Origin of the sequence: Streptomyces sp. NPDC090108 (assembly GCF_044747185.1) — a bacterium.
GTDB lineage: Bacteria > Actinomycetota > Actinomycetes > Streptomycetales > Streptomycetaceae > Streptomyces.
In genome coordinates, this window is the sequence record NZ_JBIVDQ010000003.1 from 1,081,464 (window position 1) to 1,107,998 (window position 26,535).

A 26,535-nucleotide genomic window follows, 5' to 3' on the forward strand; every position below is an offset into this window, starting at 1 on the left:
GGGGGGACCCGGGGTACCGGCGTACCCGGGCCGGGGGCGCGGTGCCGGCGTACCCGAGCGGGGGACCCGGGGTCGGCGTACCCCGCGTGACCGGTGCCGGGGCACCCGGGCCGGCGTGCCCCGCGTGCCCCGCCTGCCTCCGTCTCAGCCGAGGGCCGCGGCCTCCGGCAGGCCGACCGGCCAGGTGTGCACCGGCTCGCCCGCCTGCATCAGCTCGGCGTACCTGCGTGTCGTGGCGGCCAGCGCGGCCTCGCGGGTCGCGCCCTGCTCCAGGGCCCGGTGGAAGGTGGCCGCCTGCCAGGACGCGCCATTGACCCGCCGGCGGCACCGTTCGTCGATGACGCCGAGGTAGAAGTCGCGGTCGGCGGGTTCGACACCCCACGCGTCCAGTCCGGCCGCGGCGAGCGGCAGCAGTTCGTCGCGGACCAGGGTGACCGCGTCGACCTCGGCCGTGCCGCCGTAGCGTCCGCGCCGCGGCCACACGAACCGGGCGTCGATCCCGTGCCGGCAGGCCGCGTCGAAGTTGGCCTCGGCCGCCCGGAACGGCAGCCGGGTCCACACCGGGCGCGCCTCCTCGGCGAGGGAGCGCACCAGGCCGTAGTAGAAGGCCGCGTTGGCGATCACGTCGGTGACGGTGGGCCCGGCGGGCAGCACCCTGTTCTCCACGCGCAGGTGGGGCACGCCGTCCGCGATGTCGTACACGGGCCGGTTCCAGCGGTACACCGTGCCGTTGTGCAGGACGAGTTCGGCGAGCCGGGGAACGCCGCCGGCGTCCAGGGTCTCCAGCGGTTCCTCGTCGTCGCAGATCGGCAGCAGGGCCGGGAAGTAGCGCAGGTTCTCCTCGAACAGCTCGTACGCGGAGGTGATCCAGCGCTCACCGAACCAGGTGCGCGGCCGTACGCCCTGTGCCTGGAGTTCGGGCGGGCGGGTGTCGGTGGCCTGGAGGAACAGCGGCGGCCTGGACTCGCGCCACAGCTCGTGCCCGAACAGGAAGGGCGAGTTGGCGCCGACGGCGATCTGCGCCGCGCAGGCGGCCTGCGCGGCGTTCCACACATCGGCGAACCGGCCCGGGGTGACCTGGAGATGGAGCTGCACCGAGGTGCAGGCGGCTTCGGGGACGATGGACTTCGCGGTGCAGTACAGGTGCTCGACGCCGTCGATGTCGAGCCGGAAGTCCTCCCCGCGGGCGGCCACGATCTGGTCGTTGAGGAGGGCGTAGCGGTCGACCTCGGAGAGGTTGCCGGAGACCAGGTCGTCGGGACCGAGCGTGGGCAGGATGCCGATCATCACGATTCCGGCGTCCACTTCGCCGGCCTTGCGGTCGGCATATGCGAGGGACGTGCGCAGTTCCTCGGAGAGCCGGTCGAAAACCCGTCCGCCCAGGCGGTGCGGGGCGATGTTCACTTCCAGATTGAACCGCGCGAGTTCGGTCTGGAAATCACGGCTCGCGATGCGTTCGAGTACTTGACCGTTCAGCATTCTCGGCTGCGCGTCACGGCCTGCGAGATTCAGCTCGATCTCCAGGCCCATGAGGTTCTTCGGACGGTCGAACCGCTTCTCGGCCAGCAGTCGCTCCAGTCCCATCAGGCACTTCTGGAGCTTTTCTCGGTACCGTCGGCGATCGGACAGGTCGAACTCCACGGCGTCGACCTTCTCCCCCATCGACGTGTCCTTCCTCGCTCGGGCGGGCCCCGGATCGGGCCGCCGGGTACCGGGTCAGGTGGGATGATGCCCAGCGGAAGCGATCGATAACGCCCCGCCGGACACCGCCGCCCGCTACTCTGTCGGAATGTGTCCGGAGGCACATTCACGAGGCATGCGGCTTCACACTCACCCGTGTGCCCTGATCGCCTCGTGAAAAACGCCGATGACTATCGGCCGTCCGCGCCGGCGAAATATTTCGAGGTCAGCGGCGCACCCCGGACCGGAAATCGGGATGACCCGCGCAAAACAACGACTGAATGAACCCTTGCGCGGTCCACGGGAAGCCGATAGACGAATCAACCCCCGAAGGCGTCTCGTATAAACTTCGCGAAACAAGGCCGAAGTGGCTGGCGCCCCCGTACCGGTCAAGCCGTGTTCCTGCCGTGATCCGACCGTCAAGGTGACGGGCGGCAGGTCAGCCGCACCCGCGTACACCGACCGGGCCCCCTCCCCCCAGGCCGCACCCCGTGAGCAGACAGCGCCGTCCGCCACACCCTCAACGCGCCGCCGCGCCTGTCGAACGAGAGGCGACCCACCATGCCACTGCACGTGCCCCCCGCCCCCGCGCCCGCACATCGCTCCGTCCTCACGGCCCTCGGTTCCCCCACCGCGGTCCGCGAGGCACGAACCCCTTCCCTGCGCGCCGCACAGGGTCCCGCGACGCCCGAACTCCCGCTTGCCGTGCACACGTTGGACCGGATCACCGCGCAGGGCCTGTCCGCCACCCGGCTGACCGGCTGGCGGTTCCTGATCCGGTGCGGCGAACGCGCGGTGGCCGCGGCCGACACCATGCTCACTCCCGACGGCTGGGCCTTCTCGCACTTCTTCGAGGGCCCCTACATCACGTCCACCGAACGGGCGCTGGAGCAGGCCGAGGCCGTACCGCAGCCGTACCAGCCCCGGCTGCTCTCCGTGCCCGGCCTCTACATGCTCACCCTGTGGCTCCACGGGGACGCCACCGCCGACCCCGCCGAGGGCCACCCGGCCGACACCGACCTGCTGATCCCGCTCGCGCCGGCACCGCCGGGCATCTCCGCCCACCGGCCCTACCATGTCTCCGAGTTGCTCCCCGTGCTGACCCTCAGGGCGACCCGGCTGCCCCTGCTCGGCTCACCCGCCTGACCGGCGTGCGGCGCGGCCGCCGGCCCCGCCGCCCCGGCGCACGACCCGGTTCCACGACACGTACCCCGCCTGCCGGTACCGGCCTCCCGGACGGCGGCGGGGTACGCGCCTCCCCGGGCGGACTAGCCCTATCCGACCACTGCGAACCACCCAAAGGGACAGGCCAGTTGGAATGAACCGCCCGGCCGGGTGATGCGTCATCAACCAGTGACGAAGCGGTGCCGTGAAATCCCTGCGGAATGACGTCCGGAGGGCAACACTGGGTTCCGACCGACTCATCACCACGGGGGACGGACATGACCACGACAGAGCGAGAGATTCCACCCATGTGCCAGCACCAGCCGCCGTGCCCGTCAGCCGAGTCCGCCGACCGGGAGTCCGCCCGCCATGTGGCGCACCACCCGGAACAGGGGTGGAGTCTGCTGTGCAATGGCGTCCTCCTCTTCGAGGACACGGGTGAGCTTCTGCCCGACGGCCGGGTCATCGCCCCGCACCGCCCGCTGGGCGCGGATCACGTGATGACCGCGGCCTGAGCATTCCCGGGTGGGCGCGAGTCCACCCTGCGACCTGAGGGGCCGGCCCGCACACCGACGGTGCGCACCGGCCCCGACGTGCGTCCGGAGCCGCCCCGCCGTCCGGCGCTCGCCTCCGCCCCTTCCACGCACCCCCGCGCCGCCTCGGCCCCTTCCGCACACCCCCGCGCCGTCTCGGCAACGCCCGCGACACCCGGGCGCCCCACTCCCTCGTCGCCTCCGCGCCCGTACCGAGATCGCCTCCGCCCCTGCGCTCGTACCAAGGCCGCCCCCGCCCCGCCCCCGCGACCGAGCCGCGACCACCCGCCCGGCAACTGCCGTGCCGAGCCGTCCCGCTCCGGAGACCGGGTGCCGCCCCGAGCCGCGAACAGCGCCGCCCCGGAGCCGGGACGGCCCGCCCTTCGGCGGACACCGAGCGCGACCACCCGCCCGGCATCCGTGACCCCGTGCGCCGCCGGCTGGTCGGATCGCCCGCGCGGGAGTGGGATGGAGGAGGAAGCCACGCGAGCGGACCCGCCCGCCGGGAGACACCAGGAGACACCCGCGGGCACCCGTGAGGAACGGCGGATGGAACGGTGCAGTCATGTCCGGTTACGAGGCCTCGTCGACCGTCCGGGTACTCGTCGGAGTGAGCGGCTCCCTGGGCAGCGTCACGGCGCTGCGCCGGGCGGCGGCGCTCGCCCGGAGCCTCAGGGCCGAGCTGTGGGCGGTGCTGGCGTGGGAACCGCCCGGCGGCGACCCCGCCGGACGCCGGTCCACCGCGTCCGGCGCGATGGCCGAGGAATGGCAGCGGCTGGCCGGTCAGCGGCTGACCGCGGTGCTCGACGAGATCTTCGGCGAGGAGGGGCCGGGCGTCCCCCTGCACGGCCTCGTCGTGCGCGGCGCTCCCGGCCGGGCCCTGGTCGCGGTCGCGGACCGGGAGAGCGACCTCCTGGTCGTGGGCGCCGGCCGGCGCGGACTGCACCGCGCCTTCTCCGGCCGGGTCTGCCGGCACTGCCTCGCCCACGCCGGATGCCCGGTCCTCGCCGTACCGCCGTCGCCGCTGGAGTCCGACCTGGTGGCCGTCCACCGGCGCAACGCCTGGCACCTGCGCATGGACACCCGGGGCCTGTGACAGGACCACGGGCGACGGCGCCGCGTCCGGACCGCGCCGAGAACCCCTGGGGGGCGTCTCCTCCCTGGCGGACCCGCGAGGATCGGGGAGACCATCCCGTAAGCCGCCGTCAGGCTCCCGTCAAGGTCCGATCGGCACCGTGCCAGGGCGCCCTGTCCCCTCTACCGTCGTGGGTATGGAGCATCGCGACGAGACCCGTCCGCAGACGGCCGCCACCCGCGGGCGCGGCCCCGGTGCCGTCGTGCACGACCGCGACTGGCCGAGGAGTCTGCGCAGTTCGGCGCGCTGTGCCGCCGGGCTGCTCGGCATGCTCCTGCTCATCGACCGGGCGGCCGGCACCCTGAGCGGATGGCGCTGCGTCCTGTGGGTCACGCTGGCCCTGCTCCTCTTCCTGGTGCTGCTCCCCGCCCGGGTCAGCGCCGGTGAGGGCTGGCTCGCCGCGCGCCGGCCGCTGCGTACGCGCCGTGTCCGTACCGACATGCTGGTCGCGGCACGTCCCCTGGAGGGCGTCTGCCCGCGCCTGATCCTGCGCGACGCGTTCGGCGTCCGGGTCGAGATCGACCCCGACGTGCTGATCCGCAATCCGGAGCTCTGGTACCGCCTCGACGAGGGCATACGCCGGTCCGAGGCGGCGGGCACCCTGCTGTCCGGGACGACCGCCCTGCACCGGCTCGCACGGCGCGTGGACCGGGAGACGGCGCTGACGGTGTTCCGGAGCTCGGGCCTGGAGTAGCCGGCGCCCGCCCCGCCGCGGCCCGCGCCATGGCGGGCCCCGGACGCCGGGCGTCCAAGTGGCCGAAACGCCTGCCCTGAGGCTGCGGATCGGGCCTGCCCAAGGCAGCATGGAACTGCCGTACGAGATGACGCTCGGTGTCCGAACCGCCGATCCGGAGCCTCCCCTCCCCCGCACCGTCACAGACCCCACAACCCGTTCGTGTCAGGCTCCGGGCCTCGGCTTATCGTCGCCGTACCCCGTCCGCCGGGCCATTCTTAACGCAAGATTGACGCCCCCGGAAGCCTGACGCGTGAGCCAAGGCGTCACTCTCCGCTTACGCTGGTGCGGCCGTCCGCGCGATGGCCGAAAACAGCTGAGCCGCACACCAGGAGCACGCCGATGGCCACGACCGAACACCCCCCCAGTCGCCTGCGCGCCTGGATGCTGGAGGGGCTGTCCGACATGGGCAAGGGCGGTGGCCAGAACGGCCCGCAGGCCGAGGAGGAGCCAGGACACAAGGGGCAGCGCTGGTGGCGGGTGATGTGCCTGACCGGTGTCGACTACTTCTCCACCCTCGGCTACCAGCCCGGAATCGCCGCCCTCGCGGCCGGACTTCTCTCGCCCATCGCCACCATCGTCCTGGTGATCGTCACCCTCGCCGGCGCGCTCCCGGTCTACCGGCGCGTGGCCGAGGAGAGCCCGCACGGCGAAGGCTCCATCGCCATGCTGGAGCGGCTGCTGTCCTTCTGGAAGGGCAAGCTGTTCGTCCTCACCCTGCTCGGCTTCGCCGCCACCGACTTCCTCATCACCATCACCCTGTCGGCCGCCGACGCCTCCACCCACCTCGTGGAGAACCCCCACCTCACCAGCACCCTCCACGGCTACCAGATGGTCATCACCCTCTTCCTGGTGGCCCTGCTCGGCGCGGTGTTCCTCAAAGGCTTCCTCGAAGCCGTCGGCGTCGCCGTCGCCCTCGTCGGCATCTATCTCCTGCTCAACGTCGTCGTGGTCGTCGTCGGGCTGTGGCACGTCCTCACCACCGCACACGTGGTGACCGACTGGACCACCGCCCTGACGGTGCAGCACGGCAACGTCTTCGTGATGATCGGCGTGGCTCTGATCGTCTTCCCGAAGCTCGCCCTGGGCCTGTCCGGCTTCGAGACCGGCGTCGCGGTGATGCCCCACGTCCGGGGCGACGCGGACGACACCGAGGAACGGCCGACCGGCCGGATCCGGGACACCAAGAAGCTGCTGACCACCGCCGCGCTGATCATGAGCTGCTTCCTGATCACCACAAGCTTCATCACCACGCTGCTGATCCCGGCCCAGGAGTTCAAGCCGGGCGGCCAGGCCAACGGCCGCGCGCTCGCCTTCCTCGCCCACGAGTACCTGGGCAACGCCTTCGGCACGGTGTACGACGTCTCGACGATCGCGATCCTGTGGTTCGCCGGCGCCTCCGCGATGGCCGGCCTGCTCAACCTGATGCCCCGCTACCTCCCCCGCTACGGCATGGCCCCGCACTGGGCGCGCGCCGTCCGCCCGATGGTCATCGTCTTCACCCTGATCGCCTTCCTCGTCACCTGGATCTTCGACGCCAACGTCGACAAGCAGGGCGGCGCGTACGCCACCGGCGTCCTGGTACTGATCAGCTCCGCCGCCATCGCCGTGACCATCGCCTCGCACAAGGCGGGACAGCGGCACTGGACCGTCGCCTTCGCGGTCATCTCGGCGGTGTTCCTCTACACGACGGTCGTCAACGTCATCGAACGCCCCGACGGCGTCAAGATCGGCGCCTGCTTCATCGCGGGCATCATGCTCGTGTCCCTGCTGTCCCGGCTGGCCCGAGCCTTCGAACTCCGGGTCACGAGCGTGTCGCTCGACCCGCTGGCCGAGCGGTTCGTCCGGGACATGGCCAGCCGCAAGATCCGGTTCATCGCCAACGAGCCCGATCAGCGCGACAAGGCGGAGTACCGGGACAAGATCGAGCAGATCCGCGCCGACAACGACATGCCCGAGCAGGAGGACTTCGTCTTCGTCGAGGTCACGGTCACCGACCCCTCCGAGTTCGAGACCGGGCTGAAGGTCCACGGCGACGTGCTGCACAACCGCTACCGGGTGCTGACGGTGGAGTCCTCCTCCATCCCGAACGCCCTCGCCGCGCTCCTCCTGCACGTCAGGGACGTGACGGGCCGCACGCCGCACATCTACTTCGAGTGGACCGAGGGCAGCCCCTTCGCCAACTTCCTGCGGTTCTTCCTCTTCGGCCAGGGCGAGGTCGCCCCGGTCACCCGCGAGGTCCTCCGCGAGGCCGAACCCGACCGGAAGCGCCGCCCCCGCGTCCATACGGGCTGAGGCCACACGGCGTAGCGGCGGCCGGTGCCGGGCACGTCCCGCGCCCCGGATCCGGGCGGTCCCGCGCGCTGCCGCGCCGAACCCGATGCCACCCCATGTCCGCACTTCCTGACCGTTGGTTTTAGGGTGGCGAGCATGCAGTCCTACACGATCGGCCAGGCCGCACGGTTGCTCGGCGTCAGCCCCGACACCGCCCGGCGCTGGGCTGACGCGGGCCGGATGGCCACGCACCGCGACGAGTCCGGGCGACGCCTCATCGCGGGCAAGGATCTCGCCGCGTTCTCGGTCGAGCTCGCCCAGAGCGGCGGGAGCGAGGAGGAGACCTCCTACACCTCCGTGCGCAACGCCTTCCCCGGCATCGTCACCGCCATCAAGATCGGCGATGTCGCCGCCCAGGTGGAGATCCAGGCCGGCCCGCACCGGCTCGTCTCGCTGCTGACGCGCGAGGCCGTCGAGGAGCTCGGCCTGGAGGTCGGCATGGAGGCCACGGCACGCGTGAAGTCCACGAACGTGCACATCGACCGCTTCTGAAGCCGGCGAGGGCACACCGCTGAGGGGTCCGCGCGACGGGACACCAGAGCAGGCCCGCGCAGGGCCCCGGTCCCGTGCCGGTCACCCGTCGCCCGCCTGGTCCGGCCGGGTGACGGTCCGGCGTATTCACCGTCAGAACAGCGACGCCCACGCCGAGTTCACCCATCCGGCCCCGCAGAGGGGATCCGCGGTCAGGAAGCCGCCGCGGCCGCCCGGTCCGCGACGATCGCGTTCGCGGCGGAGACGGAAGCCTGGGACAGGGCCGCGAAACGATAGCCGCCGTCCACCCGGATTCCGGTGATCCCACTGATGTGCCGGGCCCCGCAGCGATCCTGCGGAAGCACCAGTTGAGGACCGGCGGCGTCGAGTGGATTCCCGTCGATCGTGACACCGAGAAGAACGGGCGCGGCGGCGAAATCGGGGTCGATCTCCGCCCAGGAGAGCAGGGCGTGGTGCCCGTCGACGCCCATGACGGCGATGAGGAAGCGCAGCCGGTCCTTGCGCCGCGCCGGATCGAAACCGGGGCCGGCGCCGGCCAGTACGTCGTACAGGCGCGGGCCGGTGAAGCCGTGCCGCTGGGGACCGCTGGTGGCGCAGTCGAAGGTGACGTCCGCACGGTGCTGCGGCCAGCGCAGAAGGTCCCGCACGGTCAGCCTCGCGGGCCGGGCGAGATCCCCGGTCAGGTCGAGTTGCGCGAGCTCCACGAACGACCACCTCCCCCGAATCCCTACCCGCGCAATAGTCCTGCGCAAACGCATATGCCAGCTCTAAACCAGTCTCTTCCGGCTCATGCGGCGCGACAGAGGGATTACGTCTGGCAAATGCAGCAGTATTATCGTCGCGTGGCCGAATCCCGGCCTTGGAAGGGCAAGCCAGCTGTTCCAGACATTTTGAGGAGTAGATACGTGATGACCCGTTCCACGCGCCGGACCCGCCTCCTGCAGCTGACCGGCGTGGGAGCCGTCGCTCTGATGGCGCTGAGCGCTTGCTCCTCCAACAACGACTCGTCAAGCCCCAAGTCGGACAAGTCCGACACTGCGGCCTCCAGTTCCGCCTCCCCCAAGCTCTCGGGCGACGTCACCGTGTTCGCGGCCGCCTCCCTGAAGGAGAGCTTCACGACGCTCGGCAAGCAGTTCGAGCAGCAGCACCCCGGCACCAAGGTGAGCTTCAACTTCGGCGGCAGCGACGCCCTCGCCGCGAGCATCACCAGCGGCGCCCCGGCGGACGTGTTCGCCGCCGCCAGCCCCAAGACGATGAAGATCGTGACGGACAAGGGCGACGCCACCGGCACCCCCGCCACCTTCGTCCGCAACCAGCTCGAGATCGCCACCCTGCCGGGCAACCCGGACAAGGTCGCCTCCCTGAAGGACCTCACCAAGTCCGACATGAAGGTCGTCCTGTGCGACAAGACGGTGCCGTGCGGCGCCGCCGCGCAGAAGGCCCTCGACGCCAGCCACCTCAAGCTCACCCCCGCCTCCTACGAGCAGGACGTCAAGTCCGCCCTCAACAAGGTCGAGCTGAAGGAGGCCGACGCGGCGGTCGTCTACAAGACCGACGTGAAGGCCGCCGGCGACAAGGTGGAGGGCGTGGAGTTCCCCGAGTCCGCCAACGCGATCAACGACTACCCGATCGCCCTGCTGAAGGACTCGAAGAACACGGAGACCGCCAAGGCGTTCATCGCCCTCGTGCAGTCGGCCGACGGCCAGAAGGTCCTCAACCAGGCCGGCTTCCTCAAGCCGTGACCTCACTCGACAAGGCACGCGCCGCGTCCGGCTCCCGCACAGGCCGGCCGCGGCGCGGCCGCGTCGGCTCGGGCCGGCGCGGCGTGCCGCTCCCGCTGCTCGTGCCGGGCCTGCTGGGCCTGGTGTTCCTCCTGCTCCCCCTCGTCGCGCTGCTCGTCCGCGCGCCCTGGGGCAGCATGCCGGACCAGCTCACCAGCACCGAGGTGTGGCAGGCGCTCCAGCTGTCCCTGATCAGCGCCACCCTGGCCACCGCGGTGGCCCTGGTGCTGGGGGTGCCGCTGGCGTGGCTGCTGGCCCGCACCGAGTTCCCGGGCCGCGGTGTCGTCCGCGCCCTGGTGACGCTGCCCCTGGTCCTGCCGCCCGTGGTGGGCGGTGTGGCGCTGCTGCTCGCCCTCGGCCGCAACGGGGTCGTCGGCCAGTGGCTGGACGCCTGGTTCGGCATCACCCTGCCGTTCACCACGACCGGGGTCGTGATCGCCGAGGCCTTCGTCGCGATGCCGTTCCTGGTGATCAGCGTCGAGGGCACCCTGCGCGCCGCCGACCCGCGCTTCGAGGAGGCGGCCACCACCCTGGGCGCCTCCCGCTTCACCGCGTTCCGCCGGGTCACCCTGCCCCTCATCGCGCCCGGCATCGCCGCGGGCGCCGTGCTGGCCTGGGCCCGCGCGCTCGGTGAGTTCGGCGCGACCATCACCTTCGCCGGCAACTTCCCCGGCCGTACCCAGACGATGCCGCTCGCGGTGTACCTCGCCATGCAGAACGACCCCGAGGCGGCCATCGCCCTCAGCCTGGTCCTGCTGACCGTGTCCATCGCGGTCCTGGCGGGCCTGCGGGACCGCTGGATGACAGGAGCGTGACGTTGCGGCGAGGATGGAAGACGCCCGCCCCGACCGTGCCGTTGGAGGACACCCGCTTCATGACCGACACCGACGTGCCCACGGCTTCCCTCGGGACCGCGGACGAGCAGGGACTCGACGCCCGTCTCGTCGTGGACCGCGGCTCCTTCCGGCTGGACGTGGCCCTGTCCGCCGCGCCCGGGGACGTCGTGGCGCTGCTCGGCCCCAACGGGGCCGGCAAGACCACCGCTCTGCGCGCGCTCGCGGGCCTGGTCCCGCTCGGCGACGGGCATCTGCGGCTGGACGGCGACCCGCTGGAGCGCACTCCCCCCGAGTCCCGGCCGGTCGGCGTGGTCTTCCAGGACTATCTGCTGTTCCCGCACCTGTCCGCGCTGGACAACGTGGCCTTCGGGCCGCGCTGCCAGGGCCTGGGCAAGGCCGAGGCACGTGCGCAGGCCGCCGTCTGGCTGGACCGGATGGGCCTGGGCGAGCACGCGGGCGCCAGACCGCGCCGCCTCTCCGGCGGGCAGGCCCAGCGTGTCGCGCTGGCCCGGGCGCTGGCCACCAAGCCCCGGCTGCTGCTCCTGGACGAGCCGCTCGCCGCGCTGGACGCCCGTACCCGCCTGGAGGTCCGCGCCCAGCTGCGCCGCCACCTCGCCGAGTTCGAGGCCGTCGCCGTGCTGGTCACGCACGACCCGCTGGACGCCATGGTGCTCGCCGACCGGCTCGTGGTCATCGAGGACGGCCGGATCGTCCAGGAGGGTGCCCCCTCCGACATCGCCCGCCGTCCGCGCACGGACTACATCGCCCAGCTCGTCGGCCTGAACCTGTACCGCGGCCGTGCGCAGGGGCCGACGGTACGACTGGATGCCGGGCCCTCGGTCACGACCACGGAGGACCTGTCCGGACCGGTGTTCGTGGCCTTCCCGCCGGACGCGGTCACACTCTTCACGGAGCGGCCGGAGGGCGGAAGCGCGCGCAACCTGTGGCGCTGCGAGGTCGCGGGGCTGGAGACGCACGGCGACCGGATCCGCGCCGATCTGACCGGCGAGCTCTCCCTGGCCGCCGACCTCACCACGGTGGCCGCCGCCGAGCTGGACCTCCACCCGGGTACGCCGGTCTGGGCGACCGTGAAGGCGACGCAGACGCACGCCTATCCCGCCTGAGGCTCCTGACGGGCCGGGGCCGCTACGGTGTGCGTTCATGACCTTGAGCATCCGTAATCAGCTGCCCGGCACCGTCACGGCGATCCAGCGGGGCGAGGCCATGGCGACCGTCAGGCTCCGGCTCACCGGCGGACAGGACCTGACCGCGGCGATCACCCTGGAGTCGGTGAAGGACCTCGGGCTCACCGAGGGGTCCTCCGTGCGCGCCCTGGTGAAGTCGACCGAGGTGTCCCTCGCCACCGAGCCGCTGGAGCGCGTCTCGATCCGCAACCAGCTGCCGGGCACGGTCAGCGACGTGGCCTGCGGCACGGCCATGGCCGCGGTCAAGGTCGCGGTCGACGGGGGTGAGCTGACCTCCGCCATCACCCTGGAGTCGGCGGACGATCTGGGGCTGAAGGCCGGTGATCCGGTGGTGGCCCTGATCAAGTCGACCGAGGTGTCCCTGGCCGCCGTCTGAATCCGGACGGCCCCCAGGACACGACTGGCCCCGCCCGGATGTCCGGGCGGGGCCGGTCGTGTCACCTCACACGGCCCTCACGAGAAGGGGCCGCGGCCGGCGGTCAGTCCTCGTAGGCGTCCAGCGGCGGGCAGGAGCACACCAGGTTGCGGTCGCCGAAGGCCTGGTCGATGCGGCGCACCGGCGGCCAGTACTTGTCGGCGGCCGAGACACCGGCCGGGAAGACGGCCTCGTCACGGGTGTAGGCGTGGGTCCACTCGCCGCCGAGCGCGGCGGCGGTGTGCGGGGCGCCGCGCAGCGGGTTGTCCTCCGCGGGCCAGACACCGGAGCCGACCTTGTCGATCTCGGCACGGATGGCGATCATCGCGTCGCAGAACCGGTCCAGCTCGCCGAGGTCCTCCGACTCGGTAGGCTCGATCATCAGCGTGCCGGCCACCGGGAAGGACATGGTCGGCGCGTGGAAGCCGTAGTCGATGAGGCGCTTGGCCACGTCGTCCACGCTCACGCCGGTGGCCTTGGTCAGCGGACGCAGGTCGACGATGCACTCGTGCGCGACGAGACCGGCGGGGCCGGTGTAGAGCACCGGGAAGTGCGGCTCCAGGCGCTTGGCGATGTAGTTGGCGGAGAGCACCGCGACCTGCGTGGCCCGCTTCAGGCCCTCGCCGCCCATGAGGCGCACGTAGGCCCACGAGATCGGCAGGATGCCCGCGCTGCCCCACGGCGCCGCGGAGATCGGGCCGACGCCCGTCTCCGGACCGGCGGCCGGCTGGAGCGGGTGGTTGGGCAGGTACGGCGCGAGGTGCTCGCGGACCGCGACCGGGCCGACGCCGGGGCCGCCGCCGCCGTGCGGGATGCAGAAGGTCTTGTGCAGGTTGAGGTGGGAGACGTCGCCGCCGAAGTGACCGGGCTTGGCGAGGCCGACCAGGGCGTTGAGGTTGGCGCCGTCGACGTACACCTGGCCGCCCGCGTCGTGGACCTGGGCGCAGATGTCGGCGACGTGCTCCTCGAAGACGCCGTGCGTCGACGGGTAGGTGATCATCAGCACGGCGAGCTCGTCGCGGTGCTGCTCGATCTTCGCGCGCAGGTCCTCGACGTCGATCTCGCCGTCCTCGGCGGTCTTCACGACGACGACCTTCATGCCGGCCATCACGGCGCTGGCCGCGTTGGTGCCGTGCGCGGAGGAGGGGATGAGGCAGACGACGCGCCGCTCGTCGCCGTTGGCGCGGTGGTAGCCGCGCACGGCCAGCAGACCGGCCAGCTCGCCCTGCGAACCGGCGTTCGGCTGGAGGGAGACCTTGTCGTACCCGGTGACCTCGGCGAGGCGGTCCTCCAGCTCGTGGATGAGCGTGAGGTAGCCCTCGGCCTGGCCGGCGGGCGCGAAGGGGTGCAGCTGCCCGAACTCCGGCCAGGTGACCGGCTCCATCTCGGTGGTGGCGTTGAGCTTCATGGTGCAGGAGCCGAGCGGGATCATGCCGCGGTCGAGCGCGTAGTCCCGGTCGGACAGCTTGCGCAGGTAGCGCAGCATGGCGGTCTCGGAGCGGTGCTCGCGGAAGACCGGGTGGGTCAGGTAGTCGTCGCCGCGCAGCAGGGCCTCGGGCAGCGCCTCCGCGGCGGCCGCGTCGAGCGCCTCCACATCGCCCTCGGCGCCGAAGGCGGAGAGGACGGCGGCGAGCTGGGCGCGGTTCGTCGTCTCGTCGCAGGCCATGGAGACGTGGTCGGCGTCGACGAGGCGCAGGTTGACGCCGTTCTCACAGGCGGCGGCGACGACCTCGGCGGCCCCGCCGGGGACACGGGCCGTGAGGGTGTCGAAGTAGGCGCCGTGGACGATCTCGACGCCGGCCCGCTTCAGGCCCTCGGCGAGGATCGCGGCGTAGCGGTGGGTGCGGCGGGCGATCGTCCGCAGGCCCTCGGGACCGTGGTAGACGGCGTACATGCCGGCCATGACGGCGAGGAGCACCTGCGCGGTGCAGATGTTGCTGGTGGCCTTCTCGCGGCGGATGTGCTGCTCGCGGGTCTGCAGGGCCAGCCGGTAAGCCTTGTTGCCGTCGGCGTCGACGGAGACACCGACCAGGCGGCCGGGCAGGCTGCGGGCGAACTTCTCGTGCACCGCCATGTAGCCGGCGTGCGGGCCGCCGAAGCCCATCGGCACGCCGAAGCGCTGGGTGGTGCCGATGGCGATGTCCGCGCCCAGCTCACCGGGCGAGGTCAGCAGGGTGAGGGCCAGCAGGTCGGCCGCGACCGTGACGAGCGCGCCCAGCTCGTGCGCCTGGTCGATGACCGGCTTGAGGTCGCGTACGGCACCGGAGGCGCCCGGGTACTGCAGGAGCACGCCGTTGATGTCACGCTCGGCGATGCCGGCCGGGATGCCCTCGCTGAGGTCGGCGACGACGACCTCGACGCCGGTCGGCTCGGCGCGGGTCTCGATGACGGCGATGGTCTGCGGCAGCGTGTCCGCGTCGATCAGGAACAGGCCCTTCTTGTTCCTGCCCATGCGGCGGGACAGCGCCATGGCCTCGGCGGCGGCGGTGCCCTCGTCGAGGAGGGAGGCGCCGGAGGTGGGCAGGCCCGTGAGGTCGGCGACCGTCGTCTGGAAGTTCAGCAGGGCCTCGAGGCGGCCCTGGGAGATCTCCGGCTGGTACGGCGTGTAGGCCGTGTACCAGGCGGGGTTCTCCATGACGTTGCGCAGGATGACGGGCGGGGTGAAGGTGCCGTGGTAACCGAGTCCGATCATGGAACCGAGGACCTGGTTGCGGTCGGCGAGCCCGCGCAGTTCGGCGAGCACCTCGGCCTCGGTGCGGGCGCCCGGGAGGTCGAGGGCGTCGGCGTTCTTGATCACATCCGGGACCGCGGCGGCGGTCAGCTCGTCGAGAGAGCCGTAACCGACCTGCGCGAGCATCTTGGCCAGCGACTCCTGGTCGGGGCCGATGTGGCGCTGCTCGAACGGAATGCCGGCTTCGAGCTCGGTGAGCGGAATGCGATGGGCGGTCATGAACGGAGGCCTCCTGGTCTGACACGACCTGCGAGGGGCACCGCGGCGCGGGTGCCCGGACGGCCTCCCCCTCTGTCATCTCGAACCTGAGAGCTTCACCGGGTACCCGAGGGTCCCGGCTTTCACCGTCGGTGAGAACGGGTGTCGGTGACGCCCGCCCTGCTTTCCAGAGTGACCTCGTCCGTGCGGTACGGGGGCCTGAGAGATTCCGGGGAGGAGTTGCTCCTTCGGCGCCTCCGACTGCTCGGAGGACTCTCCCGCACGGGGTCAGCAGCCGTTGTCAGACTACCAGCGAGGTCAACGCCGGAGGCTTCGAGTGGCCGCCTCCCTCGATGTGCTCTTTCGTAGTGCTTACGGATGAGTTGCGACCACGTGGAGGGAGAGGGACCGTGCGTACCGACATCGATCCGCGCAATCTGATCGGCCGCAAGGCGTTCGACCGCAACGGCACCAAGATCGGCACGGTCGACGAGGTGTACCTCGACGACGCGACGGGCGTGCCGGAGTGGGCGGCCATACGCACCGGTCTGTTCTCGCGGGACGCGTTCGTCCCTCTGGAGCCCAGCGAACTGGTCGAGGGCACGCTCAGGGTCCCCTTCGAGCGGGCCCTCATCAAGGACGCCCCCGACTTCGGTGTCGGCCGTCACCTCTCCCCCGACCAGGAACTCCAGCTCTACCACCACTACGGCCTCGACGTGGCCGCGCCTCCCGCCGTCCCCGACCACGACTTCGGCAAGCTGGCGGGCACCGAGGACGCCTGAACCGGCCCTGCGGCGGGCCGGCGCCCCTCACGGACCGGTTTCCGCCACCAGCGGCAGCGGATCTGCCGCCTCCAGCGCGGGATCCCCCACCAGGAACGTCCGCACCCGGCCCGGCTCCGACTGCGGCGTCTCGAAGCGCACGGTCACCCGCCCCACGCCACTGCCCTGCACCCATCCGTACCCGTACTCGGCGTGCCGTACATCGTGTCCGGCGCGCCACTGCCGCTCCTCGGGCTCCGGGGGGCTGTCCTCGGCCGGTCGTACGGCCTCGCCCGGAGTCTCCGCGCCCGGCGCGGGCATCGCCTGGGCGAACAGGTCCTCCTGCGTGTAGTCGGCGAGCCCGGAGACGCCGACCCCGAGCAGCCGCACCCCGCCGGTGGTGTCCACGGACTCCAGCAGCCGCGCGGCCGCCTCCCGGATCACGGCGGGGTCGTCGGTGGGGCCGCGGAGCGTCTCGGAGCGCGTCAGCGTCGAGAAGTCGTACCGTCGGACCTTCAGCACGATGGTCCTCCCCGACAGGCCGGCCCCGCGCAGCCGGCCCACGCACCGGTCGGCGAGCCGCTGCACCTCCAGGCCCACCCGCAGCCTGTCGTGGATGTCCACGTCGTAGGTGTCCTCGACCGACACCGACTTGGTCTCGCGCTCGGCCACCACGGGCCGGTCGTCGCGGGCCAGCGCCATGGCGTACAGGCCGTGCCCGTGCGCCTTGCCGACCAGCCGGACCAGCTCGTCCTCGCCCGCCTCGGCGAGCTCCTCCACGGTGGTGATCCCGGCCCTGCGCAGATGATCCCCGGTGGCCGGCCCCACCCCGGGCAGCGTCCGCACCGGCATGGGACCGAGCAGCGCCCGCTCGGTCCCGGGCTCGATGAGCACCAGGCCGTCGGGCTTGGCCTGCTCCGACGCGATCTTGGCGAGCATCTTGGAGGCCGCGAGCCCCACCGACCCGGTCAGTCCCGTGGCCGCCCGTATGTCCGCGCGCAGTCCGGACCCGGCCCGCCGCGCCGACTCCTCGTCACAGGCCGTTCCCCCGGCCTCCAGGTCGACGAACGCCTCGTCCAGGCTCAGCGGCTCCACCAGCGGCGACAGCTCCCGCAGCAGGGCCATCACCCGCTCGCTGACCGACCGGTACAGGGAGAAGCGCGGTACGAGATACGCGGCGTTGGGCGCGAGGCGGCGCGCCTGGGCCATGGGCATCGCCGAGTGCACTCCGAAGACCCGTGCCTCGTACGACGCGGTGGCGACCACACCGCGCGGTCCGAGCCCGCCCACGACCACGGCCTTGCCGCGCAGACTCGGTTTGGACGCCTGCTCCACCGAGGCGAAGAAGGCATCCATGTCGAGATGCAGGATCGTGGGAGCGTTTCTCACATCTCCGATGCTGCACCACGCCACTGACAACGCACCGGCAGGGGCACCCGGGCCGCGCGCCGTGTCCGGGAGCCGCCCGGCCGGCACCGCGACCGCGGGACCCGACGGCCGGGCGACCTCGCGGTCAGACCGCCCGGTTGCGCCGCCGCGCCAGCTCGTCCGCGGGGTTCTGCCCGACCAGCGTCTCCCCGGTGTCCACACGCTCGCCGTGCAGCTGCGACAGGGCGCTCTCCACGTCCCGCCACACCACGCCGACCGCGATCCCGAAGATGCCCTGCCCGCCCTGGAGGAGGGCGTGCACCTCGTCGGGAGACGAGCACTCGTAGACCGTGGCGCCGTCGCTCATGAGCGTCATCCGCTCGAGATCGCGGAATCCGCGCTCCCTGAGGTGCTGCACGGTGGTGCGGATGTTCTGGAGGGAGACACCCGTGTCCAGGAAGCGCTTGACGATCTTCAGGACGACGACGTCCCTGAAGCTGTAGAGGCGCTGTGTGCCCGACCCGTGGGCGGGCCGCACACTCGGTTCGACCAGACCCGTGCGGGCCCAGTAGTCGAGTTGCCGGTAGGTGATGCCCGCGGCCGCGCATGCCGTGGGACCGCGGTATCCGATCTCCTCGGACGCCATGGGCGCCGCCCCTCCGCCGTCGGGCACCGCCGTCGGCCGCTGCGGGGCGGATTCGGCCGCGCTGCCCTGAAGCCGGTACGGCCCGCTCGCCCCGAAACCGGGTCCGGGGGCACCCCCGGCCGTACCGTCGCCGCTGGTTCTCACGCCGACCTCCGTCCTTGACCTGCCTTCTCGACGGTAGGCAGTCACCAGGGGTGCGTCAACGATCGCCGCGCTCGGCACGCCGAGTGATAATCACCCCAGGAGTGGTTTCCCGTGTCCCACCGCGGGGAAAGGCTAGCCGAATGCCGTCGCGGGAGGACGTAGGACTCTCTCACGGGACGGTGGCAATTGCCATCCCCCGGCCCCGCCGGCAGGCCCCCCGGCGACCGCTCCCGGGTCCACCGTCCGTGCGGACGGCGGCGGTTCACTGGCTGCTGGTGCCGAAGTCCTCGGGCGAGATCTGGTCGAGGAACTCGCGGAATTTCTCCACCTCGTCCTCCTGCTCGTCCGGAATGGCGATGCCCGCGTCGTCGAGCACCGTGTCACTGCCGAAGATCGGCGTTCCGGTACGCAGGGCGAGCGCTATGGCGTCGGACGGGCGGGCACTGACCTCGACGCCGCTGGCGAAGACCAGCTCCGCGTAGAAGACGCCCTCACGCAGATCGGTGATGCGTACTTCGGTCAGCTCCTGGCCGACGGCCTCCAGCACGTCCTTGAACAGGTCGTGGGTCAGCGGCCGGGCAGGGGCCATGCCCTGCTGGGCGAAAGCGATCGCCGTCGCCTCCCCCGGCCCGATCCAGATGGGGAGGTAACGGTCGCCCCCCACTTCGCGCAGGAGCACGATCGGTTGGTTCGAGGGCATTTCGACCCGGACACCTACGACATCGAGCTCGTTCACACAGCAACCCTAGGCCGTGCCCGGGACGTTTGGGTAGTCGGGCCGGGAACAGGTGCCCGATCCGGGGCACGAGGCGGCCCCGCCGGTCAGGGCAGCCGCACCCCGAGAGCGGTCTTCACCAGCGCCGCGTGCAGCCGCACCGTGAGCTGTGCCAGCTCCTTGGTGCGGGCCTCCGCGTGCGCCCTGGTCTGCGGATTGCGGTGACGCTTCAGGGGGGCCACCACCTGGTCCACCAGCCCCGCCTCGCGGTCGGCGGCCGCCTTCATCACCCGCAGATGGCGGGGCTCGATACCGAAACGGCCCAGTTCGGCCACGAGAGCGGCCACGGTGACGGCCTCGGCGTCGTACGCGCCGTCCTCCAGAGGAGCGATGATCCCGTAGGACTCCCACTCCTTCAGCTCACCGTCGCCGATGTCCGCCGCCGCCATCAGCTCGGACCGGCCCACCCGGGCGACCGTGGGCCCCTCGGCCGGCCGCGGGGCGTCGTCCTCCCAGGTGCGCTGGCGGCCCACCACGGGCAGCGTCACGGCCTCACCGCGCTCCATGGCGTCCAGGTGCTCGCGGATCACCCTGAGCGGCAGATAGTGGTCCCGCTGCATCCGCAGGACGTGACCGAGGCGCTCGACGTCCCCGGCGCTGAACTTGCGGTACCCCGAGGGGGTCCGCTGCGGCTCGATGAGCCCCTCCGCCTCCAGGAAACGGATCTTGGAGATGGTGACTTCGGGGAACTCGTCGCGCAGCGCGTTCAGCACCGTGCCGATGCTCATCAGCCCACTGTCCCTGGCGGCGGTACCGCTTCCGGCACCGCCGCTCGGTGTTTGAAGCATGGACCTTCCCTGGTGTCCCCCGGACGGAGTCCGGGGAGGTCAGATGCCCTGCCGGCTCGAGTAGAAGACCAGCCTGTACTTGCCGATCTGCACCTCGTCGCCGTTCGACAGGGCGACCTGGTCGATCGGCTCACGATTGACGTACGTACCGTTCAGGCTGCCGACGTCGGCAACGGTGAACGAACCGTCCGCGACCCGCCGGAACTCCACGTGGCGGCGCGAGACCGTCACGTCGTCCAGGAAGATGTCGCTCTGCGGGTGACGGCCGGCCGTCGTCAGGTCGCCGTCCAGCAGGAAGCGGCTTCCCGAGTTCGGGCCACGGCGGACCACCAGCAGCGCGGAACCCTGCGGCAGCGCGTCGACGGCCGCCTGCGCCTCGGGCGAGAGCGTCGGCACCGCCGTCTGGCCGGTCACCTCCGCGTCGTACGCCTCGAGCCCGGAGATGGAGATCGTGGACGTGGTCTCCGAGGCGCGCTCGGGCGCGACTCCGGCCCGCAGCGGCGCACCGCAGTGGGAGCAGAACCGCGCGTTCTCCGCGTTGCGGTTGCCGCACCTCGTACACACCAGGACCGACATGGACGGATCCTCCTGCCGCGGAAGCCCCGCGGGGGCGTTGGACGCATGCGGATCGGGGGCGAACCCTCCACCCGCACTTGAGGTCGACGGTTGCCCGAAACCTATGCCGCCGGACTGGGCAGGGTCAACAGACGCCGCGCCCTGACCACCGGAAATGTCACCGCCCGGACCAGCCACCTGGTCCCGGAACAGCGGGCGCTGGCCCTCTGCGTCAGGCTGCGCACGATGCAGAGCGGTCGCGTTGTCGCCGCCCTCTCGCGCGCTCTTGCCGAACAACTTCGCAAACAACTTCACGGGCGATTCCCCTTGACCGAAACAGACCCGCCCGTGGGGCAGGACGAACCCTGATTGCCTACACCGGACGACCCGGACACTCTCACAACGTCCGTATCCACCAGACAGTTTCCACCACGCACCTCCCCATCGGTGCGCCGACCCCCCGCAACCTCATGCCCCTGCCGGACGTCCCCCATGCACCACCGGTTCACTGGGAGGACGACCGAGCGTAGTCAGGCTGCTTCGCCTGCCGCAAGGCGTCCACGACGATCTTGTCCGACTGCTCGACGGTCACCGTGGCCTGCTCCTTCTCCAGGGTCTGCACCACGCCTCCAGGAATGTTCAACGCCGGCTCGAGGTCCTGCGGCTTGCCGATGACCAGGAAACGATAGGGGGCGTTGATCTTGTTCCCGTCGACGCTCACGCTCTTGCCGGAATCGGTGAAGTAGCTGCTCGCCACCACCCGTGCTCCGTTGACCTGGATCGCCTCCGCGCCCGCGGCGCGCAGTTCCTGGATCGCGTCGAGCAGCATGTCCGACTTGACCGTCCCCTTCGTGTCCTCGATCGTCATGGTGATGCCGGGACCCCGTGCCGCCACGGTGCCCGCGAGGACACCGAGTTGCTTCGCCTTCTCCGCGGTCTGCCTGCGGGCCTCCGCGGCCTGGTCGGAGCTGCTCTGCAGTTCCTGGCGCTGCTTCTCGAGTCCCTGCTTCTCGTCTTCAAGACGCTGAGTACGGTCGTCCAGTTCATCGAGGATGCGGACAAGATCTTCCTGCCGGGCACCGCGCAGCGCGCTGTCGCTGTCGCTGTTCGACGCGACCTGCACGGCCAGCCCGAAACCGAGCCCGAACAGCAGCAGCGCGACGATGAGTTGGGCCCGGGTCACCCGGGGCGGCCAGAGCCCGTCGATCAGCCGCTGCCGCCCGGTGACCTGCGGCGCGGCGCTCTCCGGCGCCGCCCCCTCGGGCCCGGGAACGGGCTCGGGCGCCGGCGCGGGTGCGGGCGCGGGTGCGGGCCGAGCCGGCACCTCGTCGGGCAGTTCCTTGCGCAGCCTGTTCTCCGGCTGCTCGTCCTGGTCGCTCATCGCCCTCACGCCCGGAACACGTGCCGCCGGATGGCGGCGGCGTTGGAGAAGATCCGGATGCCCAGGACCACCACGACACCCGTGGAGAGCTGCGCGCCCACGCCCAACTTGTCGCCGAGGAAGACGATCAGCGCGGCGACGACCACGTTCGACAGGAACGACACCACGAAGACCTTGTCGTCGAAGATCCCGTCGAGCATGGCCCGCAGACCACCGAAGACGGCGTCCAGCGCCGCCACGACGGCGATGGGCAGGTAAGGCTCGACGACCGCCGGAATCTCGGGCCGGACCAACAGGCCGGCCACGACTCCCACGACGAGGCCCAGTACGGCGATCACGATGTGCCCTTCTCAGTCTTCTCGGTCTTGTCGGTCTGCTGTGCCGTCCGCGGCGCGGCCGCGACCGGCCGGGCGGTGCGCACGATCACGCTCGGCGCCGCGGGCAACAGGACGTCGCCCGGCGTGGAGATGGTCGCGCGGATGCCGAAGTTCTCCTCCAGGGCATGCAGATACAGCCCGTCCGGGCCGTTCTGGAACCTGGTGCTCAGCCTTTCCCCGTCCCCCACCGCCAGCACCGTGTACGGCGGCACCAGCGGCTTGTTGTCCACCAGTATCGCGTCACCGGCGGCCCTGATGGCGGACAGGGCGGTCAGCCGCTGCCCGTTGACGGACACGGCCTCGGCCCCGGACTCCCACAGTCCGTTGACCACCCGCTGCATGTCACGGTCCCGTACCCGTCCGGTGTCGGAGAACCCGGAGGTCTCGCGCGGGTTGGTGCCGTCACCGCCGGTGCTCGCCTCCTTGGCGTCGTCCACGACGAGCTTCACCCCGGGGCCGTGCACCGCCGTGGCGCCCGACAGGACGCCCACCAGGTCCGCGGCGGTGCTGCCGCCGCTGTCCCGCAGCGCCGCACGCTGCCGGGAGCCGACGTCGTCACGGAGCCGGTCGACGTCCTTCTCCAGGCGGTCGGCGCCGTCGGACTCGCGGTCGATGCGGTCGATCAGCTCCTGGCGCTCCTTGGCCACCCCGGGCGCCGACACACGTGCCTGCGCGGCACCGACGGTCACCACCAGCGCGGCGAGGACGAGGCCGCCGGCGAGCCCCAGCTTCGACCTGAGGGTTCTCGGCAGCCCGCTCTCGCCCAGGGCCTTCTTCCGGGCGGCGGCCTCGGCGTACCCGTCGTCGAGGCTGTGGTCCATGACGTTGGTGATCAACGACATGGAGGCGTCCGGGCGGCGCGCCGGCGCGGCGCTGCTCCGAACGGGGGGTTGCTGCGGCATGCCGCACATAGTCGCACGTCGCGACCGGTACCTCCGAATGGCCCCACCGACGTGCCGGACAGGCCCCCTTGGGGGCACTTGTCCGGCATGTGCGCGTGCGGTGGTCTTCCCCGTCCGCTACCCTGCCCGCCGCCGTCGGGCGAGGGGCAGGGTGTCACCGGGCCGGTACGGTTCCGGTCAGCGTCCGGCGCTGTCCACGACGGCCGACCACTCGTCGAGCAGGGCCTGGGCGGACTCGTCGTCCGGGCCTTCCGCCCACAGGTGGGTGACCGCCTCGGCGGGGTCGGGCAGCACCATCACCCAACGGCCGTCGGACTCCACGACCCGCACCCCGTCCGTCGTGTCGACGAAGCGGTCACCGGCCTCCTCCACGACCCGCCGCATGACCAGGCCCTTGACCGCCCAGGGGGTGGCCAGGTCCCGCTTGAGGACGTGCGCCCGCGGGATCCGCGCGTCGATCTGGCTGAGGGTGAGCTGCGTCCGCGCCACGAGCCCGATCAGCCGGACGAACGCGGCGGTGCCGTCGTACACCCTGCTGAACTCGGGGACGATGAAGCCGCCCTTGCCGTCGCCGCCGAAGATGGTGCCCTCCTCACCGCCCACGCGCGTGAGGTCGTCCGGCGACGTGGTCGTCCATTCGACCTGCGTGCCGTGATACGCGGCCACCTGTTCGGCGATCCGGGTGGTGGTGACCGGCAGGGCGACCCGGCCGCTGCGCCGTTCGGCGGCGACGAGGTCGAGCATCACCAGCAGCGCCCGGTCGTCCTCGATGATCCGGCCCTTCTCGTCCACGAGCGACAGCCGCTCGCCGACGGGGTCGAACCGGACGCCGAACGCGGCCCCGGAGGAAGCGACTATCTCGCCGAGCCGCATCAGCCCGTTGCGGCGCATCTCCTCCGTCTCGGTGGGCCGGGACTCGTCGAGACCGGGGTTGATCGTCAGCGAGTCCACACCGAGCTTGCCGAGCAGGCTGGGCAGGACGAGGCCGGCGCTGCCGTTGGAGGCGTCCACGACGACCTTCAGGCCGGCTTCGGCGATCCCGGTGGTGTCCACGTTCCGCAGCAGGGACCCGGTGTACGAGTCGAAGACGCTGGACGGGAAGTACAGGTCGCCGATCTCGCCCGGGAAGGCCCGCCGGTACTCCTGCCGGGCGAAGACCCGGTCGAGCTTGCGCTGGCTGCCCTGGGACAGGTCCGCTCCCTGCCCGTCGAAGAACATGATGTCGACGGAGTCCGGGACACCCGGCGAGGTTCTGATCATGATGCCGCCGGCGCTGCCGCGTGCGGTCTGCTGGCGTGCCACGGGCAGCGGCACGTTCTCCAGGTCGCGTACGTCGATGGCGCTGGCCTGGAGCGCCGAGATCACCGCCCGCTTCAGCGCACGGGCGCCTCGGGAGTGGTCGCGCGCCGTGGTGACGGTGGAGCCCTTCTTCAGCGTCGTGGCGTACGCGCCGGCCAGCCGTACGGCGAGCTCGGGGGTGATCTCCACGTTGAGGATGCCGGAGACGCCCCGGGCGCCGAACAGGTTGGCGTGGCCCCGGGACTCCCAGATGACCGAGGTGTTGACGAAGGCGCCGGCCTCGATGGTCTTGAACGGGTAGACCCGGACGTTGCCCTGGACGATCGACTCCTCGCCGATCAGGCATTCGTCGCCGATGACCGCGCCGTCCTCGATCCGCGCGGCTCGCATGATGTCGGTGTTCTTGCCGACGACACACCCGCGCAGATTGCTCTGCTGCCCGACGTACACGTTGTCGTGCACGACGGCCTTGTGCAGGAAGGCTCCGCTCTTGACGACCACGTTCGAGCCGACGACGGTGTCCTCACGGATCTCCGCGCCGGCCTCGACCTTGGCGTAGTCGCCGATGTACAGGGGCCCGCGGAGTACGGCGTCGGGGTGCACGTCGGCACCTTCGGCCACCCAGACGCCCGGGGAGATCTCGAATCCGTCGATGTCGACGTCGACCTTGCCCTCGAGCACGTCGGCCTGGGCCTTCACATAGCTCTCGTGGGTGCCGACGTCCTCCCAGTAGCCCTCGGCGACATAGCCGTAGACCGGCTTGCCCTCCTTCATCAGCTGAGGGAAGACGTCGCCGGACCAGTCGACGGGGACATCGGGGTCGACGTAGTCGAACACCTCGGGTTCCATCACGTAGATGCCCGTGTTGACGGTGTCGGAGAAGACCTGCCCCCAGGTCGGCTTCTCCAGGAAGCGTTCGACCTTGCCCTCTTCGTCGACGATGGTGATGCCGAACTCGAGGGGATTGGGCACCCGGGTCAGGCAGACCGTGACCAGGGCGCCCTTCTCCTTGTGGAAATTGATCAGATCGGTGAGGTCGAAGTCGGTGAGCGCATCGCCGGAGATGACGAGGAAAGCATCGTCCTTCAACGCCTCTTCGGCGTTCTTGACGCTTCCGGCGGTACCGAGTGGCTTCTCCTCGTTGGCATACGTGAGCTCCATCCCGAGCTCTTCGCCGTCACCGAAATAGTTCTTGACCAGCGATGCCAGGAACTGCACGGTGACGACGGTCTCGGTGAGCCCGTGCCTTTTGAGCAGCCTCAGCACGTGCTCCATGATCGGCCGGTTCACCACCGGCAGGAGCGGCTTGGGCATGCTCGAGGTCATGGGGCGCAGGCGTGTGCCTTCGCCACCAGCCATCACGACGGCCTTCATGTCGGAAGCGTCCTCCTCCAAGAGACGACGGTCTAGCCGACTTCACCCGTCCAGATTGTCCCGCACTTTTTCACGGCGGGCCATCGAAGTGCCACGTCCGGACAATCGCCGAGCTCAATCGGCCATGGTGTCCGCACGCACCAGACGGCGGACTTGCACCACGTAGAGCACTCCTGCCCACCAATACAGCGTTGTACCCCAACCTGCGAACGCCCATCCGAAAACAGCGGCCAGTGACGCGATCCAACCGGTTCCGTCGCTGAGGAGGAGCAGGGGGAAGGCGTACATCAGGTTGAACGTCGCCGCCTTCCCGAGGAAGTTCACCTGCGGCGGCGGGTAGCCGTGGCGCCGGAGGATTCCCACCATCACCAGGAGGACCAGCTCCCGCAGCAGCAGGAGGGCGGTCAACCAGAGCGGCAGGATCTCACGCCAGGTGAGACCCAGCAGCGTGGAAAGCACGTACAGCCGGTCGGCCGCGGGGTCGAGGAGCCGGCCGAGGCTGCTGATCTGATTCCAGCGCCTGGCGAGCTTGCCGTCCAGATAGTCGCTGACTCCGCTGAATGCCAGCACCAGGAGCGCCCAGCCGTCGCTCTTCGGGCCTCCGAACTCCGGCCTGAGGATCAGCCAGAGGAAGAGTGGTACTCCGACGAGCCGTGCCATGCTGAGGATGTTGGGGATGGTGAGGACCCGGTCTGTCTGGACACGGGTCTCCTGGACCTCCACCCGGGGGCCTCCTGTTACGAAACGAACCAACAATGCCCCCTGACCCTACCTCAACGCAAAAAAGCTCCGGCCCCCGGTCGCAATGACCAGGAGCCGGAGCTCTAAAGGTAGTTCGGCGGCGTCCTACTCTCCCACAGGGTCCCCCCTGCAGTACCATCGGCGCTGTGAGGCTTAGCTTCCGGGTTCGGAATGTAACCGGGCGTTT

23 protein-coding genes, 1 rRNA gene, 1 pseudogene and 1 riboswitch are annotated in these 26,535 nt (G+C 71.0%); of the genes and pseudogenes, 11 read left to right on the forward strand and 14 right to left on the reverse strand.

Annotated elements, in window-relative coordinates; all coding sequences use genetic code 11:
• Positions 1-144 precede the first annotated feature (144 nt).
• The gene (locus tag ACIPRD_RS15025) at positions 145-1,662 is read right to left on the reverse strand and encodes a glutamate--cysteine ligase (protein ID WP_356403136.1); all 1,518 of its coding nucleotides are present in this window, start codon (positions 1,660-1,662) and stop codon (positions 145-147) included.
• Positions 1,663-2,241: 579 nt separating this feature from the next.
• Here ACIPRD_RS15025 and ACIPRD_RS15030 point away from each other — a divergent pair.
• The 6 genes from ACIPRD_RS15030 to ACIPRD_RS15055 all read left to right on the forward strand — a co-directional run bounded on the left by ACIPRD_RS15030 (position 2,242) and on the right by ACIPRD_RS15055 (position 8,071).
• Positions 2,242-2,826, forward strand: coding sequence for a hypothetical protein (locus ACIPRD_RS15030; RefSeq protein ID WP_356403133.1), 585 nt, complete (start codon positions 2,242-2,244; stop codon positions 2,824-2,826).
• 326 nt (positions 2,827-3,152) lie between these two features.
• The gene (locus ACIPRD_RS15035; protein ID WP_356403130.1) at positions 3,153-3,359 is read left to right on the forward strand and encodes a DUF5999 family protein; all 207 of its coding nucleotides are present in this window, start codon (positions 3,153-3,155) and stop codon (positions 3,357-3,359) included.
• A gap of 583 nt (positions 3,360-3,942) precedes the next feature.
• Positions 3,943-4,473, forward strand: a complete 531-nt coding sequence (locus ACIPRD_RS15040; protein WP_356403127.1) for a universal stress protein — start codon at positions 3,943-3,945, stop codon at positions 4,471-4,473.
• 175 nt (positions 4,474-4,648) lie between these two features.
• Positions 4,649-5,206, forward strand: a complete 558-nt coding sequence (locus tag ACIPRD_RS15045) for a hypothetical protein (protein ID WP_401563134.1) — start codon at positions 4,649-4,651, stop codon at positions 5,204-5,206.
• Positions 5,207-5,587: 381 nt separating this feature from the next.
• Positions 5,588-7,540, forward strand: coding sequence for an amino acid transporter (locus ACIPRD_RS15050; protein ID WP_401563136.1), 1,953 nt, complete (start codon positions 5,588-5,590; stop codon positions 7,538-7,540).
• Positions 7,541-7,675: 135 nt separating this feature from the next.
• The gene (locus ACIPRD_RS15055) at positions 7,676-8,071 is read left to right on the forward strand and encodes a helix-turn-helix transcriptional regulator (protein WP_356411819.1); all 396 of its coding nucleotides are present in this window, start codon (positions 7,676-7,678) and stop codon (positions 8,069-8,071) included.
• A 191-nt stretch (positions 8,072-8,262) separates the two neighbouring features.
• Here ACIPRD_RS15055 and ACIPRD_RS15060 read toward each other — a convergent pair whose 3' ends face one another.
• Positions 8,263-8,775, reverse strand: a complete 513-nt coding sequence (locus tag ACIPRD_RS15060; protein WP_356411822.1) for a molybdopterin-dependent oxidoreductase — start codon at positions 8,773-8,775, stop codon at positions 8,263-8,265.
• A gap of 204 nt (positions 8,776-8,979) precedes the next feature.
• Between ACIPRD_RS15060 and modA the strand changes: the two genes are divergently transcribed.
• The 4 genes from modA to ACIPRD_RS15080 are packed head-to-tail and all read left to right on the forward strand — an operon-like array spanning position 8,980 to position 12,269.
• Complete coding sequence (gene modA / locus ACIPRD_RS15065; RefSeq protein WP_356411825.1) at positions 8,980-9,813, forward strand: molybdate ABC transporter substrate-binding protein; 834 nt, start codon at positions 8,980-8,982, stop codon at positions 9,811-9,813.
• Complete coding sequence (locus tag ACIPRD_RS15070; RefSeq protein WP_356411829.1) at positions 9,810-10,667, forward strand: ABC transporter permease; 858 nt, start codon at positions 9,810-9,812, stop codon at positions 10,665-10,667. The genes modA and ACIPRD_RS15070 overlap by 4 nt, the downstream gene beginning before the upstream one ends.
• A gap of 59 nt (positions 10,668-10,726) precedes the next feature.
• The gene (locus ACIPRD_RS15075; RefSeq protein WP_356411832.1) at positions 10,727-11,812 is read left to right on the forward strand and encodes an ABC transporter ATP-binding protein; all 1,086 of its coding nucleotides are present in this window, start codon (positions 10,727-10,729) and stop codon (positions 11,810-11,812) included.
• A 37-nt stretch (positions 11,813-11,849) separates the two neighbouring features.
• A complete protein-coding gene (locus ACIPRD_RS15080; protein ID WP_356411835.1) occupies positions 11,850-12,269 on the forward strand; it encodes a TOBE domain-containing protein in 420 nt (139 codons plus the stop codon).
• Positions 12,270-12,372: 103 nt separating this feature from the next.
• Here ACIPRD_RS15080 and gcvP read toward each other — a convergent pair whose 3' ends face one another.
• Positions 12,373-15,258 (reverse strand): aminomethyl-transferring glycine dehydrogenase, encoded by a 2,886-nt coding sequence (gene gcvP / locus ACIPRD_RS15085; RefSeq protein ID WP_401563137.1) that lies wholly within the window; start codon positions 15,256-15,258, stop codon positions 12,373-12,375.
• Positions 15,259-15,434: 176 nt separating this feature from the next.
• Positions 15,435-15,528: riboswitch (glycine riboswitch) on the reverse strand.
• Between the two features lie 119 nt (positions 15,529-15,647).
• On the opposite strand from gcvP, the gene ACIPRD_RS15090 reads away from it, so the two are divergent.
• Complete coding sequence (locus ACIPRD_RS15090; protein WP_356411841.1) at positions 15,648-16,019, forward strand: PRC-barrel domain-containing protein; 372 nt, start codon at positions 15,648-15,650, stop codon at positions 16,017-16,019.
• Here ACIPRD_RS15090 and ACIPRD_RS15095 read toward each other — a convergent pair.
• From ACIPRD_RS15095 to rrf, 11 genes and pseudogenes are all read right to left on the reverse strand, one after another.
• Positions 15,941-17,387: pseudogene (locus ACIPRD_RS15095) on the reverse strand (DNA polymerase IV). The gene ACIPRD_RS15090 and the pseudogene ACIPRD_RS15095 sit on opposite strands and share 79 nt — an antisense overlap.
• A 124-nt stretch (positions 17,388-17,511) precedes the next feature.
• On the reverse strand, positions 17,512-18,156 hold the full coding sequence (locus ACIPRD_RS15100) for a MerR family transcriptional regulator (protein ID WP_356411844.1): 645 nt from the start codon (positions 18,154-18,156) through the stop codon (positions 17,512-17,514).
• A gap of 262 nt (positions 18,157-18,418) precedes the next feature.
• Positions 18,419-18,892 (reverse strand): bifunctional nuclease family protein, encoded by a 474-nt coding sequence (locus ACIPRD_RS15105; RefSeq protein WP_037684412.1) that lies wholly within the window; start codon positions 18,890-18,892, stop codon positions 18,419-18,421.
• 86 nt (positions 18,893-18,978) lie between these two features.
• Positions 18,979-19,719: a MerR family transcriptional regulator gene (locus tag ACIPRD_RS15110; RefSeq protein WP_356411848.1), complete on the reverse strand. Its 741-nt coding sequence runs from the start codon at positions 19,717-19,719 to the stop codon at positions 18,979-18,981.
• 39 nt (positions 19,720-19,758) lie between these two features.
• On the reverse strand, positions 19,759-20,589 hold the full coding sequence (locus ACIPRD_RS15115; RefSeq protein ID WP_356411851.1) for an FHA domain-containing protein: 831 nt from the start codon (positions 20,587-20,589) through the stop codon (positions 19,759-19,761).
• A gap of 190 nt (positions 20,590-20,779) precedes the next feature.
• A complete protein-coding gene (locus ACIPRD_RS15120; protein ID WP_401563139.1) occupies positions 20,780-21,655 on the reverse strand; it encodes a DUF881 domain-containing protein in 876 nt (291 codons plus the stop codon).
• Between the two features lie 5 nt (positions 21,656-21,660).
• Positions 21,661-21,993, reverse strand: a complete 333-nt coding sequence (locus ACIPRD_RS15125) for a small basic family protein (RefSeq protein WP_116152339.1) — start codon at positions 21,991-21,993, stop codon at positions 21,661-21,663.
• On the reverse strand, positions 21,990-22,934 hold the full coding sequence (locus tag ACIPRD_RS15130) for a DUF881 domain-containing protein (RefSeq protein ID WP_401563141.1): 945 nt from the start codon (positions 22,932-22,934) through the stop codon (positions 21,990-21,992). Before ACIPRD_RS15130 ends, ACIPRD_RS15125 begins: the two co-directional genes overlap by 4 nt.
• A gap of 177 nt (positions 22,935-23,111) precedes the next feature.
• The gene (locus ACIPRD_RS15135) at positions 23,112-25,607 is read right to left on the reverse strand and encodes a mannose-1-phosphate guanyltransferase (RefSeq protein ID WP_356411864.1); all 2,496 of its coding nucleotides are present in this window, start codon (positions 25,605-25,607) and stop codon (positions 23,112-23,114) included.
• 114 nt (positions 25,608-25,721) lie between these two features.
• Entirely contained in the window at positions 25,722-26,330 is a 609-nt protein-coding gene (locus ACIPRD_RS15140; protein WP_356411861.1) for a CDP-alcohol phosphatidyltransferase family protein, read from the reverse strand.
• Positions 26,331-26,440: 110 nt separating this feature from the next.
• Positions 26,441-26,535 (reverse strand): 5S ribosomal RNA (gene rrf / locus ACIPRD_RS15145); the annotation flags it as partial.